Genomic DNA, 17110 nt, shown 5'->3' on the forward strand with positions numbered 1-17110 from the left:
GGTGCGACCGATATCGACGGGGATGATCTGTCTGTAGAAGGTGTGAACTACTCCGGCACGGACGGTATCTTGACCGATAATGGCGACGGTACTTATAGCTTCGCGCCAAACGAGAACTTTAACGGTGAGGTAGAGTTCAGCTTCGATGTGTCGGATGGTACTGATACGGTCACCGCGAATGTGGACGTATCGGTTACGCCAGTGGATGACGCGCCAACCGTCGAAGGCAACTTGTCTTACACCGTTAACGAAGATGGTGAAATCACCCTCAGCCAAGAGCAGCTGCTTTCTAACGTCACTGACGTGGAGGGCGATGACCTGACTGCGAGCAACCTCAGCGTCGATGGTAATGCCGAAGTGACCGTCAACGATGATGGAAGCTTCACCATCACCCCAGATGCGGACTGGAATGGCGACATTGATATCAGCTTCGATGTCTCTGATGGTGAGAATATTGTTGCCTCGGGTGCTGACCTGACGGTTAACCCAGTTAACGACTTACCACAACCAGAAGATCAAGCGTTCACCATGGAAGAAGATGGCACGCTGACCTTCACCGATGCTGACCTATTGACGGGTGCGACCGATATCGACGGGGATGATCTGTCTGTAGAAGGTGTGAACTACTCCGGCACGGACGGTATCTTGACCGATAATGGCGACGGTACTTATAGCTTCGCGCCAAACGAGAACTTCAATGGTGACGTTGAGTTCAGCTTTGATGTCTCGGACGGCACTGACACTGTTACGGCGAATGTGGACGTATCGGTTACGCCAGTGGATGACGCGCCAACCGTCGAAGGCAACTTGTCTTACACCGTTAACGAAGATGGTGAAATCACCCTCAGCCAAGAGCAGCTGCTTTCTAACGTCACTGACGTGGAGGGCGATGACCTGACTGCGAGCAACCTCAGCGTCGATGGTAATGCCGAAGTGACCGTCAACGATGATGGAAGCTTCACCATCACCCCAGATGCGGACTGGAATGGCGACATCGATATCAGCTTCGATGTCTCTGATGGCGAAAACATCGTGGCCTCGGGTGCCGACCTCACGGTTAACCCAGTTAATGACATACCACAACCTGAAGATCAAGCGTTTACCATGGAAGAGGATGGTACGCTGACCTTCACTGATGAAGACCTATTGACCGGTGCGACCGATATCGATGGGGATGATCTGTCTGTTGAAGGGGTCAATTACTCTGGTACGGACGGTATCTTGACCGACAATGGTGATGGCACCTATAGCTTCGCGCCAAACGAGAACTTCAACGGTGATGTTGAGTTCAGCTTCGATGTGTCGGATGGTACCGACACGGTTACGGCGAACGTGGACGTATCGGTTACGCCGGTGGATGATGCGCCAACCGTTGAGGGCAACTTGTCTTACACGGTTAACGAAGATGGTGAAATTACCCTAAGCCAAGAGCAGTTACTCTCTAACGTCACTGACGTGGAAGGCGATGATCTGACCGCGAGCAATCTCAGCGTGGATGGTAATGCTGAGGTGAGCGTTAATGACGATGGCTCATTCACCATCACCCCAGATGCGGACTGGAATGGCGACATCGATATCAGCTTTGATGTCTCCGATGGCGAGAATCTTGTGGCCTCGGGAGCTGACCTCACCGTTAACCCAGTTAACGATTTACCACAGCCAGAAGATCAAGCGTTCACCATGGAAGAAGATGGTACGCTGACCTTCACCGATGCCGACCTACTAACCGGAGCGACCGATATTGACGGGGACGATCTGTCTGTCGAAGGTGTCAACTACTCTGGCACCGACGGTATTTTGACCGACAATGGCGATGGCACCTATAGCTTCGCGCCAAACGAGAACTTCAACGGTGATGTTGAGTTCAGCTTCGATGTGTCGGATGGTACCGACACGGTTACGGCGAACGTGGACGTATCGGTTACGCCGGTGGATGATGCGCCAACCGTTGAGGGCAACTTGTCTTACACGGTTAACGAAGATGGTGAAATTACCCTAAGCCAAGAGCAGTTACTCTCTAACGTCACTGACGTGGAAGGCGATGATCTGACCGCGAGCAATCTCAGCGTGGATGGTAATGCTGAGGTGAGCGTTAATGACGATGGCTCATTCACCATCACCCCAGATGCGGACTGGAATGGCGACATCGATATCAGCTTTGATGTCTCCGATGGCGAGAATCTTGTGGCCTCGGGAGCTGACCTCACCGTTAACCCAGTTAACGATTTACCACAGCCAGAAGATCAAGCGTTCACCATGGAAGAAGATGGTACGCTGACCTTCACCGATGCCGACCTACTAACCGGAGCGACCGATATTGACGGGGACGATCTGTCTGTCGAAGGTGTCAACTACTCTGGCACCGACGGTATTTTGACCGACAATGGCGATGGCACTTATAGCTTCGCACCGAATGAGAACTTCAATGGTGACGTTGAGTTCAGCTTCGATGTCTCCGATGGCACAGACACGGTAACGGCCAATGTTGATGTGTCTGTGACACCAGTCGATGATGCGCCAACCGTTGAAGGCAACTTGTCTTACACGGTTAACGAAGATGGTGAAATCACCCTCAGCCAAGAGCAACTGCTATCCAATGTGACTGACGTGGAAGGCGATGACCTGACCGCGAGCAATCTCAGCGTCGACGGCAATGCTGAAGTCACCGTTAATGACGATGGCTCATTTACCATCACCCCAGATGCAGACTGGAATGGCGACATCGATATCAGCTTCGATGTTTCTGATGGCGAAAATATTGTTGCCTCGGGTGCGGACCTAACGGTGAATCCAGTCAATGACTTACCACAGCCGGAAGATCAAGCGTTCACCATGGAAGAAGATGGTACGCTGACCTTCACCGATGAAGACCTATTAACGGGTGCGACCGATATCGACGGGGATGATCTGTCTGTAGAAGACGTGAACTACTCTGGCACAGACGGTATCTTGACCGACAATGGTGATGGTACCTACAGCTTCGCGCCGAACGAGAACTTCAATGGTGACGTTGAGTTCAGCTTCAATGTATCGGATGGTACCGATACTGTAACGGCGAATGTAGACGTATCGGTTACACCAGTCGACGATGCACCAACCGTTGAAGGCATCCTGTCTTACACCGTCAACGAAGATGGTGAAATCACCCTAAGCCAAGAGCAACTGCTATCTAACGTGACTGACGTAGAAGGCGACGACCTGAGCGCGAGCAATCTAAGCGTCGACGGCAACGCCGAAGTCACCGTTAATGACGATGGCTCGTTCACCATTACTCCGGATGCGGATTGGAATGGTGATATCGACATTAGCTTCGATGTCTCTGACGGTGAAAACGTCGTTCAATCTGGTGCGGACTTGACGGTTAACCCAGTCAATGACTTGCCACAGCCGCAAGACCAAGAGTTCACCATTGAAGAAGATGGTATTTTGACCTTCACCGATGCGCACCTGCTTCAAGGTGCCACGGATATTGAGGGCGATGACCTATCAGTCGAAGGCATTAGCTACACAGGTACTGACGGTATTCTTACTGACAACGGCAACGGTACTTACAGCTTCGCACCAAATGAGAACTTCAATGGTGATGTTGAGTTCAGCTTCGGTGTGTCGGATGGTACCGATACAGTGACGGCCAACATTGACGTGTCTGTCACCCCAGTTGATGATGCGCCTACGGTAGAAGGCAACTTGTCTTACACCGTCAACGAAGATGGCGAAATCACGCTAAGCCAAGAGCAACTGCTCTCAAACGTGACTGACGTAGAAGGGGATGATCTCACAGCTAGCAATCTCAGCGTCGATGGCAATGCCGAAGTCACCGTCAACGATGATGGTAGCTTCACCATTACCCCTGATGCCGATTGGAACGGCGATATCGATATCAGTTTCGATGTGTCTGATGGTGAGAACATCGTGGCTTCGGGCGCGGACCTTACCGTTAACCCGGTGAACGACTTGCCGCAGCCGCAAGATCAAGAATTTACCATGGAAGAAGACGGTATCTTGACCTTTACCGATGCGCACCTATTGCAAGGTGCCTCGGATATTGAAGGGGATGATCTGTCTGTCGAAGGTATTAGTTACAGCGGCACAGATGGTATCTTGACCGACAATGGTAACGGTACTTATAGCTTCGCACCGAATGAGAACTTTAACGGTGATGTTGAGTTCAGCTTCGAAGTCTCAGATGGTACCGATACCGTCACCGCGAACGTCGATGTGTCTGTGACACCGGTTGATGATGCCCCAACCGTAGAAGGCAACCTGTCTTACACCGTCAACGAAGATGGTGAAATTACCCTAAGCCAAGAGCAATTGCTGTCTAATGTGACTGACGTCGAGGGTGATGACCTAACCGCGAGTAACTTAAGTGTTGACGGTAATGCTGAAGTGACGGTGAACGATGATGGCTCATTCACCATAACCCCAGATGCCGACTGGAACGGTGATATCGACATCAGCTTCGATGTGTCGGATGGCGAGAATATCGTGGCCTCAGGCGCAGACTTAACCGTTAATCCGGTTAACGACTTGCCACAGCCACAAGATCAAGAGTTCACCATTGAAGAAGATGGTATCTTAACCTTTACCGATGCCCATCTATTACAAGGTGCAACGGATATTGAAGGGGATGATCTGTCTGTCGAGGGTATTAGTTACAGTGGCACGGACGGTATCTTGACCGATAACGGCAATGGTACCTATAGCTTCGCGCCAAATGAGAACTTCAATGGCGATGTTGAGTTCATCTTTGAGGTTTCCGATGGCACAGATACCGTGTCAGCGAATGTCGATGTCTCAGTGACGCCAGTCGATGATGCACCGGTTTCGGGCGACTTAGCTTATACCGTTAACGAAGATGGTGAGATTACCCTCAGCCAAGAGCAGCTACTATCACAAGCTTCGGATGTCGAGGGCGATGACCTTAGTGCGTCTAACCTATCTGTCGATGGTAATGCTGAGGTGACGGCGAATGACGATGGTTCATTTACCATTACTCCAGATGCGGATTGGAATGGCGATATTGATATCAGCTTCGATATCTCTGATGGCGAGAACGTCGTTCAAGCAGGTGCAGACTTAACCGTTAACCCAGTTAACGATTTACCACAGCCAGAAGATCAAGCGTTCACCATCGAAGAGGATGGCACGCTGACCTTTACCGATGCGGATCTACTCACGGGTGCGACCGATATCGATGGCGATGATCTATCTGTTGAAGGCGTGAACTACTCCGGTAACGACGGTATCTTGACCGATAATGGCGACGGTACCTACAGCTTCGCACCGAACGAGAACTTCAATGGGGATGTTGAGTTCAGCTTCGACGTCTCAGATGGTACTGAGACGGTCACAGCGAATATCGATGTCTCCGTAACCGAAGTCAATGATCCTCCGGTGGCGGGTTCTACCGCGTACACAGTGCAAGAGGACAACTCGATCACAATTAGTGATGAGCAGTTGCTTGCCAACTCGAGTGATATCGAAGGGGACGTTGCGGTTGAGGATGTCTCTTACTCTGGCACTGACGGTGTGTTGGCCGACAATGGCGATGGCACCTATACCTTCTCACCTAATGAGAACTTCTCGGGCGACATCAGTCTTGATGTGACCGTGGTTGACGAAGACGGTGCAACGGATACCACCACTGCTGGTATCGAGGTGATTGAAGTTAACGATCCTCCGATTGCAGGACCAACGTCTTACACCATTGATGAAGACAGTGTCCTAACCTTCAGTGAGTCGCAAATCCTGGCCAATGCTTCGGATATCGATGGTGAAGTGACATCACTTGAAATCAATTACGATGGTCCAGACGGCATCTTCACCGTCAATGGCGACGGTACGTGCAGCTTCGCACCAAATGAAAACTTCAATGGTGAAGTACAACTGAATGTCACGGTTACCGATGATGATGGTGCGACGGTTGATACAGTGATCAACGTTGATGTATTACCAATCAATGATGCGCCAGTGTCGGGTGATACCGCTTACCAAGTTGATGAAGATGGTTCGATCACCATCAGCCAAGAGCAGCTGCTGTCTCAAGCCTCAGATATTGAGGGTGATGACCTAACCGCCAGCAACTTAACGGTGGATGGCAACGCGGAAGTCACGGTTAACGACGATGGCTCATTCACCATCACGCCGGATGCGGACTGGAACGGCGATATTGATATGAGCTTTGATATCACCGATGGCTCGGATACCGTTCAAGCCACGGCTGATCTCACCGTTAATCCAGTCAATGACCTACCACAGGCAGAAGACCAAGCATTCACCGTTGAAGAAGACGGCACGCTCACCTTCACTGATGCCGATTTATTGACTGGGGCAACTGATATCGATGGGGATGATCTCTCTGTAGAGGGCGTCAATTACTCCGGTACCGACGGTATCTTGACTGACAATGGTGACGGTACCTACAGCTTCGCGCCAAATGAGAACTTCAACGGTGACGTTGAGTTCAGCTTCGATGTCTCCGATGGCACCGATACTGTGACGGCTAACGTTGATGTGTCAGTGACGCCAGTCGATGACGCTCCAACGGTTGAGGGTAACCTGTCTTACACGGTCAACGAAGATGGTGAAATCACCCTAAGCCAAGAGCAGTTACTATCGAATGTTTCTGATGTGGAAGGCGATGACCTGATCGCCAGTAATCTAAGCGTTGATGGCAATGCCGAGGTGACGGTGAATGACGATGGCTCGTTCACTATTACCCCAGATGCGGATTGGAACGGCGACATTGATATCAGCTTTGATGTCTCTGATGGTGAAAATATCGTCGCTTCTGGCGCTGATTTAACCGTTAACCCAGTCAACGACCTGCCACAACCAGAAGATCAAGCTTTTACCATGGAAGAGGATGGTACGCTAACCTTCACCGATGCCGACCTATTGACGGGTGCGACTGATATTGAAGGGGATGATCTGTCTGTTGAAGGCGTGAACTACTCCGGCACCGACGGTATCTTGACCGATAATGGTGATGGCACATACAGCTTTGCGCCAAACGAGAACTTCAATGGCGATGTTGAGTTCAGCTTCGATGTCTCTGATGGCACCGATATGGTAACGGCGAATGTTGATGTGTCCGTGACTCCGGTTAACGATGCACCAACGGTCGAAGGTAACTTGTCTTACACCGTCAACGAAGATGGTGAAATCACGCTTAGCCAAGAGCAGCTTCTGTCGAACGTCACTGACGTTGAAGGTGATGACCTGACAGCCAGCAACTTGAGTGTGGATGGTAATGCAGAAGTTACAGTGAATGACGATGGCTCGTTCACTATTACCCCAGATGCGGATTGGAACGGTGACATTGATATCAGCTTCGATGTCTCTGATGGTGAAAATGTCGTCGCTTCTGGTGCAGACTTAACCGTTAACCCAGTCAACGACTTACCACAACCAGAAGATCAAGCGTTTACCATGGAAGAAGATGGTACGCTGACCTTCACCGACGAAGATCTATTGACGGGTGCAACCGATATTGATGGGGATGACCTGTCTGTTGAAGGGGTGAATTACTCCGGTACCGACGGTATCTTGACCGACAATGGTGATGGTACCTACAGCTTCGCACCGAACGAGAACTTCAACGGCGACGTTGAGTTCAGCTTCGGTGTCTCTGATGGCACGGACACCGTGACCGCGAACATCGATGTGTCTGTAACACCAGTGGATGACGCACCAACGGTTGAAGGCAACTTGTCTTACACCGTGAACGAAGATGGTGAAATTACCCTAAGCCAAGAGCAGCTGCTATCAAACGTGACTGACGTGGAAGGCGATGATCTGACCGCGAGCAACCTCAGCGTTGATGGCAATGCCGAAGTGACCATCAACGATGATGGAAGCTTCACCATCACACCAGATGCCGATTGGAACGGCGACATTGATATCAGCTTCGATGTCTCTGATGGAGAAAATGTCGTTGCCTCTGGTGCTGACCTCACCGTCAACCCAGTCAATGACTTACCACAACCAGAAGATCAAGCGTTTACCATGGAAGAAGATGGTACGCTGACCTTTACCGATGCCGACCTATTAACCGGTGCCACCGATATTGATGGCGATGACCTATCGGTTGAAGGCGTTAACTATTCGGGTACTGACGGTATCTTGACCGATAACGGCGATGGCACTTATAGCTTCGCGCCAAATGAAAACTTCAACGGTGACGTTGAGTTCAGCTTCGATGTTTCCGATGGCACGGATACCGTAACAGCTAATGTGGACGTATCGGTTACACCGGTTGACGATGCACCAACAGTCGAAGGTAACCTGTCTTACACCGTGAATGAAGATGGCGAAATCACGTTAAGCCAAGAGCAGCTTCTTTCTAATGTGAGCGATGTTGAGGGGGATGACCTAACCGCGAGCAATCTCAGTGTCGACGGTAATGCCGGAGTCACCGTCAATGACGATGGCTCGTTCACTATTACCCCAGATGCGGATTGGAACGGCGACATTGATATCAGCTTCGATGTCTCTGATGGTGAAAATGTCGTCGTTTCTGGTGCAGACTTAACCGTTAACCCAGTCAACGACTTGCCACAACCAGAAGATCAAGCGTTTACCATGGAAGAGGATGGTACGTTAACCTTCACCGATGCCGACCTATTGACCGGTGCGACTGATATCGAAGGGGATGATCTGTCTGTTGAAAGCGTCAGCTACTCAGGTACCGACGGCATCTTAAGTGACAATGGCGACGGCACCTACAGCTTCGCACCAAACGAGAACTTCAATGGCGACGTAGAGTTTAGCTTCGATGTCTCTGATGGCACGGATACCGTGACCGCGAACATCGATGTGTCAGTCACACCAGTTGATGATGCGCCAGTGTCCGGTGATTTGGCCTACAGCGTCAATGAAGACGGTGAAATTACCCTAAGCCAAGAGCAGTTGTTGTCACAGGCTTCTGATGTGGAGGGCGATGACCTAACGGCGAGTAACCTCAGCGTTGATGGTAATGCCGAGGTGACGGTTAATGATGATGGCTCCTTTACTATTACCCCAGATGCGGATTGGAACGGCGATATCGATATTAGCTTTGATATCTCTGATGGCAGCAATGTTGTCCAAGCGGGGGCGGATCTGACCGTTAACCCGGTCAATGACCTACCACAGCCAGAAGATCAAGCGTTTACCATGGAAGAAGATGGTACGCTGACCTTCACTGATGCAGACCTACTCACCGGTGCCACCGATATTGAGGGGGATGATCTGTCTGTTGAAGGTGTCAACTATACCGGTACGGACGGTATCTTGAGTGATAATGGTGATGGTACTTACAGCTTTGCGCCAAACGAGAACTTTAATGGTGATGTTGAGTTTACCTTCGACGTTTCCGATGGTACCGATACTGTAACAGCCAACGTTGACGTTTCAGTCACGCCAGTCGATGATGCACCTGTCTCAGGCGACTTAGCGTATAGCGTGAATGAAGATGGTGAAATTACCCTAAGCCAAGAGCAATTACTATCACAAGCGAGTGATGTCGAAGGTGATGACCTTAGTGCCAGCAACCTTAGTGTCGATGGCAATGCCGAAGTCACCGCCAATGATGATGGTTCGTTCACCATTACCCCAGATGCAGATTGGAACGGCGATATCGATATTAGCTTCGATATCTCTGATGGTAACAATATTGTCCAAGCTCAGGCTGACCTGACAGTTAACCCAGTCAATGACCTGCCACAACCTGAAGATCAAGCGTTTACCATGGAAGAAGATGGTACGCTGACCTTCACGGACGCCGACCTATTAACCGGTGCGAGCGATATTGATGGGGATGATCTGTCGGTAGAAGGGGTGAACTACTCCGGTACAGACGGTATCTTGACCGACAATGGCGATGGCACTTACAGCTTCGCACCGAATGAAAACTTTAATGGTGATGTAGAGTTCAGCTTCGATGTGTCCGATGGCACCGATACCGTGACTGCGAATGTGGATGTGTCGGTCACACCAGTTGATGACGCGCCAACGGTAGAGGGCAACTTGTCTTACACCGTCAACGAAGATGGTGAAATTACTCTAAGCCAAGAGCAACTTCTTTCTAATGTGACCGATGTTGAGGGCGATGACCTGACGGCCAGCAACTTGAGTGTCGATGGTAACGCTGAAGTCACGGTGAATGATGATGGCTCATTCACCATCACTCCGGATGCCGATTGGAATGGTGATATCGACATTAGCTTCGACGTTTCTGATGGTGATAACGTCGTTCAATCTAGTGCAGACTTGACCGTTAACCCGGTTAACGACTTGCCGCAGCCACAAGATCAAGAGTTCACTGTCGAAGAGGATGGTATCTTAACCTTCACCGATGCTCACTTGCTTCAAGGAGCTACGGACATTGAGGGTGATGACCTGACTGTTGAAGGTATCAGCTATAGCGGTACGGACGGTATCCTAACCGATAACGGCAATGGTACCTACAGCTTCGCGCCAAACGAGAACTTCAATGGTGACGTCGAGTTCAGCTTTGATGTGTCGGATGGTACCGATACAGTGACGGCCAGCATTGATGTCTCTGTCACCCCAGTGGATGACGCCCCTACGGTCGAAGGCAACTTGTCTTACACCGTCAATGAAGATGGTGAAATTACCCTCAGCCAAGAGCAGCTGTTGTCGAATGTGACTGACGTTGAAGGTGATGACCTGACAGCAAGCAACTTGAGTGTGGATGGTAATGCCGAAGTAACGGTCAATGACGACGGCTCCTTCACCATTACCCCAGATGCCGACTGGAATGGTGACATCGATATCAGTTTCGATGTCTCTGATGGCGAAAACATTGTCGCTTCCGGCGCGGACTTGACCGTTAACCCAGTTAACGATCTGCCGCAGCCGCAAGATCAAGAGTTCACCGTCGAAGAGGATGGCATCTTAACCTTCACCGATGCCCATCTACTCCAGGGTGCGACGGATATTGAGGGTGATGATCTCAGCGTTGAGGGCATCAGCTACAGTGGTACCGATGGTATCTTGACCGACAACGGCAATGGTACCTACAGCTTCGCGCCGAACGAGAACTTCAATGGTGAGGTAGAGTTTAGCTTCGATGTCAGCGATGGCACCGATACCGTGACAGCTAACATTGATGTGTCAGTGACACCAGTTGATGACGCGCCAACCGTCGAAGGTAACCTGTCTTACACCGTCAATGAAGATGGTGAAATTACCCTTAGCCAAGAGCAGTTGCTGTCGAATGTGACGGATGTGGAAGGGGATGACCTGACCGCGAGTAACCTCAGCGTGGATGGTAATGCCGAAGTCACCGTCAATGATGATGGCAGCTTCACCATTACTCCTGATGCCGACTGGAACGGCGATATTGATATCAGCTTCGATGTCTCTGATGGCGAAAATATTGTCGCTTCTGGTGCTGATCTGACGGTGAATCCGGTCAATGACTTGCCTCAAGCGCAAGACCAAGAGTTTACCATCGAAGAGGATGGCGTCTTAACCTTCACCGATGCACACCTACTGCAAGGTGCCACCGACATTGAAGGTGATGATCTGTCTATCGAAGGCATTAGCTACAGCGGCACCGATGGTATCTTGACCGACAACGGCAACGGTACCTATAGCTTCGCGCCGAATGAGAACTTTAACGGTGACGTAGAATTCACCTTTGAAGTCTCTGATGGCACCGACACCGTCACTGCTAATGTTGATGTGTCTGTTACACCAGTGGATGATGCACCGGTCTCGGGTGATCTGGCCTACAGTGTCAACGAAGACGGTGAAATCACCTTAAGCCAAGAGCAATTGTTGTCACAAGCGTCTGATGTTGAGGGTGATGATCTGACAGCAAGTAACTTGAGTGTTGATGGTAACGCCGAGGTTACTGCGAACGAAGACGGTTCATTTACCATTACTCCAGATGCGGACTGGAACGGTGATATCGATATTAGCTTCGATATCTCCGATGGCGAGAACGTGGTTCAAGCGGGTGCAGACTTAACCGTTAACCCAGTGAACGACTTGCCACAGCCTGAAGACCAAGTGTTCACCATGGAAGAAGATGGTACGCTGACCTTCACCGATGAAGACCTATTAACCGGTGCGACCGATATCGATGGGGATGATCTGTCTGTTGAAGGGGTGAACTACTCTGGTACGGACGGCATCTTGACCGATAATGGTGATGGCACCTACAGCTTCGCGCCAAATGAAAACTTCAACGGCGATGTTGAGTTCAGCTTTGATGTCTCTGATGGCACGGACACAGTGACGGCGAATGTTGATGTGTCTGTGACGCCTGTGGATGATGCGCCAACGGTAGAAGGCAACCTGTCTTACACCGTTAACGAAGATGGTGAAATCACGTTAAGCCAAGAGCAGCTTCTTTCTAACGTGAGCGATGTTGAGGGAGATGATCTAACCGCGAGCAATCTCAGTGTCGACGGCAATGCCGAAGTCACCGTTAATGATGATGGCTCGTTCACTATTACCCCAGATGCAGATTGGAACGGCGATATTGATATCAGCTTCGATGTGTCTGATGGTGAAAATGTCGTAGCTTCGGGTGCGGACTTAACTGTTAACCCAGTCAACGACCTGCCACAACCAGAAGACCAAGCGTTCACCATGGAAGAAGATGGTACGCTGACCTTCACTGATGAAGACCTATTGACTGGTGCGACCGATATCGATGGGGATGATCTGTCTGTTGAAGGGGTGAACTACTCTGGTACGGACGGCATCTTGACCGATAATGGTGATGGCACCTACAGCTTCGCGCCGAATGAAAACTTCAACGGTGACGTTGAGTTCAGCTTTGATGTGTCGGATGGCACTGATACGGTAACAGCCAATGTTGATGTGTCTGTAACACCAGTCGATGACGCCCCAACCGTCGAAGGCAACTTGTCTTACACCGTTAACGAAGATGGTGAAATCACGTTAAGCCAAGAGCAGTTACTGTCGAATGTGACTGACGTGGAAGGCGATGATCTGACCGCGAACAACCTCAGCGTCGACGGCAATGCCGAAGTCACCGTCAATGACGATGGCTCATTCACCATCACCCCAGATGCGGATTGGAACGGCGATATCGATATTAGCTTCGATGTCTCTGATGGTGAGAATATTGTCGCTTCAGGTGCGGACCTCACTGTTAACCCTGTCAATGACTTACCACAGCCGGAAGATCAAGCGTTTACCATGGAAGAAGATGGCACGCTGACCTTCACAGATGAAGATCTATTGACGGGAGCGACCGATATCGACGGGGATGATCTGTCCGTCGAAGGCGTGAATTACTCCGGCACCGACGGTATCTTGACCGACAACGGTGATGGTACCTACAGCTTCGCACCGAATGAGAACTTTAATGGTGATGTAGAGTTCAGCTTCGATGTCTCCGATGGTATCGATACAGTGACGGCTAACATTGATGTGTCAGTGACACCAGTCGATGACGCACCAACGGTTGAGGGTAACTTGTCTTACACCGTCAACGAAGATGGTGAAATCACCCTCAGCCAAGAGCAGTTACTATCGAATGTGTCTGATGTGGAAGGCGATGACCTGACCGCGAGCAATCTAAGCGTCGATGGCAATGCCGAGGTGACGGTGAATGACGATGGCTCATTCACTATTACCCCAGATGCGGATTGGAACGGCGATATTGATATCAGCTTCGATGTTTCTGATGGTGAAAATGTCGTCGCTTCTGGTGCTGATTTAACCGTTAACCCAGTCAACGACCTGCCACAACCAGAAGATCAAGCGTTTACCATGGAAGAAGATGGAACGCTCACCTTCACCGATGCCGACCTATTGATCGGTGCGACGGATATCGAAGGGGATGATCTGTCTGTTGAAGGGGTCAACTATTCCGGCACCGATGGTATCTTAACCGAAAATGGTGATGGTACCTACAGCTTCGCGCCAAACGAGAATTTCAATGGCGATGTTGAGTTTAGCTTCGATGTCTCTGATGGTACCGATACCGTAACCGCGAATATCGATGTGTCCGTAACTCCAGTCAACGACGCACCAACCGTGGAGGGTAACTTGTCTTACACCGTCAACGAAGATGGTGAAATTACCCTAAGCCAAGAGCAGTTACTGTCGAATGCCAGCGATATTGACGGTGGCGATTTGACGGCTAGTAATCTTAGTGTGAGCGGCAATGCCGAGGTAACTGCAAACGAAGATGGTTCATTCACTATCACTCCGGATGCGGATTGGAATGGTGATATTGATATCAGTTTCGATATCAACGATGGCGAAAACATTGTCGAGTCTGGTGCAGATCTGACTGTTAATCCAGTCAACGACTTGCCAACGGCTGAAGATCAAGCCTTTACCGTTGAAGAAGATGGCACGCTGACCTTCACTGATGCGGACCTATTAACTGGTGCCACCGATATCGATGGAGATGATCTATCCGTTGAAAGCGTGAATTACTCAGGTACCGACGGTATCTTGAGTGACAATGGCGACGGCACCTACAGCTTCGCACCAAACGAGAACTTCAACGGTGATGTTGAGTTCAGCTTCGATGTCTCTGATGGCACCGATACGGTGACCGCGAATGTCGATGTGTCAGTCACTCCAGTGGATGATGCACCAGTGTCCGGTGATTTGGCCTACAGCGTCAATGAAGACGGTGAAATTACCCTCAGCCAAGAGCAGTTGTTGTCACAGGCTTCTGATGTTGAGGGCGATGACCTAACGGCGAGCAACCTCAGCGTCGATGGCAATGCAGAGGTGACCGTCAATGATGATGGCTCATTCACCATTACCCCAGATGCGGATTGGAACGGTGATATCGATATCAGCTTTGATATCTCTGATGGCAGCAATGTTGTCCAAGCCCAGGCTGACCTAACGGTTAACCCAGTCAATGACCTGCCACAGCCAGAAGATCAAGCGTTCACTATGGAAGAGGATGGTACGCTGACCTTCACTGATGTGGACCTATTGACCGGTGCCACCGATATTGATGGGGATGATCTGTCTGTTGAAAGCGTCAGCTACTCAGGTACCGACGGCATCTTAAGTGACAATGGCGACGGCACCTACAGCTTCGCACCAAACGAGAACTTCAACGGTGATGTTGAGTTCAGCTTCGATGTATCCGATGGCACCGATACCGTAACAGCCAACGTGGATGTCTCAGTCACACCAGTCGATGATGCACCTGTGTCTGGCGACCTTGCATACAGTGTTAACGAAGACGGTGAAATTACCCTAAGCCAAGAGCAGTTGTTGTCACAAGCGTCTGATGTTGAAGGGGATGACCTGTCTGCATCTAACTTGAGTGTCGATGGCAATGCTGAGGTGACGGCCAATGATGATGGCTCGTTTACTATCACCCCTGATGCGGACTGGAATGGCGATATCGATATTAGCTTCGATATCTCTGACGGTAACAATATTGTCCAAGCTCAGGCTGACCTGACAGTTAACCCAGTCAATGACCTGCCACAACCTGAAGATCAAGCGTTTACCATGGAAGAAGATGGTACGCTGACCTTCACGGACACCGACCTATTAACCGGTGCGAGCGATATTGATGGGGATGATCTGTCGGTAGAAGGGGTGAACTACTCCGGTACAGACGGTATCTTGACCGACAATGGCGATGGCACTTACAGCTTCGCACCGAATGAAAACTTTAATGGTGATGTAGAGTTCAGCTTCGATGTGTCTGACGGCACCGATACGGTGACCGCGAATGTGGATGTGTCTGTCACACCAGTCGATGATGCGCCAACCGTTGAAGGTAACCTGTCTTACACCGTCAACGAAGATGGTGAAATCACCCTAAGCCAAGAGCAACTTCTTTCTAATGTGACGGATGTTGAGGGTGATGACCTGACGGCCAGCAACTTGAGTGTTGATGGTAATGCAGAAGTCACGGTGAATGACGATGGCTCATTCACCATTACCCCAGACGCCGATTGGAATGGAGACATCGATATCAGCTTCGATGTCTCTGATGGTGAAAATCTTGTTGCTTCCGGCGCGGACTTGACCGTTAACCCAGTTAACGACTTGCCGCAGCCGCAAGATCAAGAGTTCACTGTCGAAGAGGATGGTATCTTAACCTTCACCGATGCTCACTTACTTCAAGGCGCTACGGACATTGAGGGTGATGACCTGACTGTTGAAGGTATCAGCTATAGCGGTACTGACGGTATCCTAACTGACAATGGCAATGGCACCTATAGCTTCGCACCAAACGAGAACTTCAATGGTGATGTCGAATTTAGCTTCGATGTCTCAGATGGCACCGATACAGTGACGGCCAATATTGATGTCTCTGTCACCCCAGTGGATGACGCCCCTACGGTGGAAGGCAATTTGTCTTACACCGTCAACGAAGATGGTGAAATCACCCTCAGCCAAGAGCAGCTTCTGTCTAATGTGACTGACGTTGAGGGCGATGACCTGACGGCCAGTAACTTGAGTGTGGATGGCAACGCGGAAGTTACCGTCAATGACGATGGCAGCTTCACCATAACTCCAGATGCCGATTGGAATGGTGATATCGATATCAGCTTCGATGTCTCTGATGGCGAAAACATTGTCGCTTCCGGCGCGGACTTGACCGTTAACCCAGTTAACGATTTACCACAGCCGCAAGATCACGAGTTCACCGTCGAAGAGGATGGTATCTTAACCTTCACCGATGCCCATCTACTTCAGGGGGCTACGGATATTGAGGGTGATGACCTCACCGTTGAAGGCATCAGCTACAGCGGTACCGATGGTATCTTGACCGACAACGGCAATGGTACTTACAGCTTCGCGCCGAACGAGAATTTCAATGGTGACGTTGAGTTCAGCTTTGATGTCTCCGATGGCACCGATACGGTTAGCGCAAACATTGATGTATCAGTGACGCCGGTCGATGACGTGCCAACAGTGGAAGGCAATCTGTCTTACACCGTGAATGAAGATGGCGAAATCACGCTTAGCCAAGAGCAGTTACTGTCGAATGTGACGGATGTGGAAGGGGATGACCTGACCGCGAGTAACCTCAGTGTGGATGGTAATGCCGAAGTGACGGTTAACGATGATGGTAGCTTCACCATTACTCCGGATGCAGACTGGAACGGCGATATTGATATCA

1 protein-coding gene (only partly in view) is annotated in these 17110 nt (G+C 50.3%); it reads left to right on the forward strand.

This entire window lies inside a single protein-coding gene on the forward strand: locus ACZ5R2_RS19130, encoding a tandem-95 repeat protein. The 49500-nt coding sequence extends 13683 nt beyond the window's left edge and 18707 nt beyond its right edge, so the window shows coding positions 13684–30793, spanning codon 4562 (complete) through codon 10265 (partial); the first codon wholly inside the window starts at nt 1. Both codon boundaries (start and stop) fall beyond the window edges.

The organism is Vibrio sabulosilitoris (assembly GCF_055391395.1).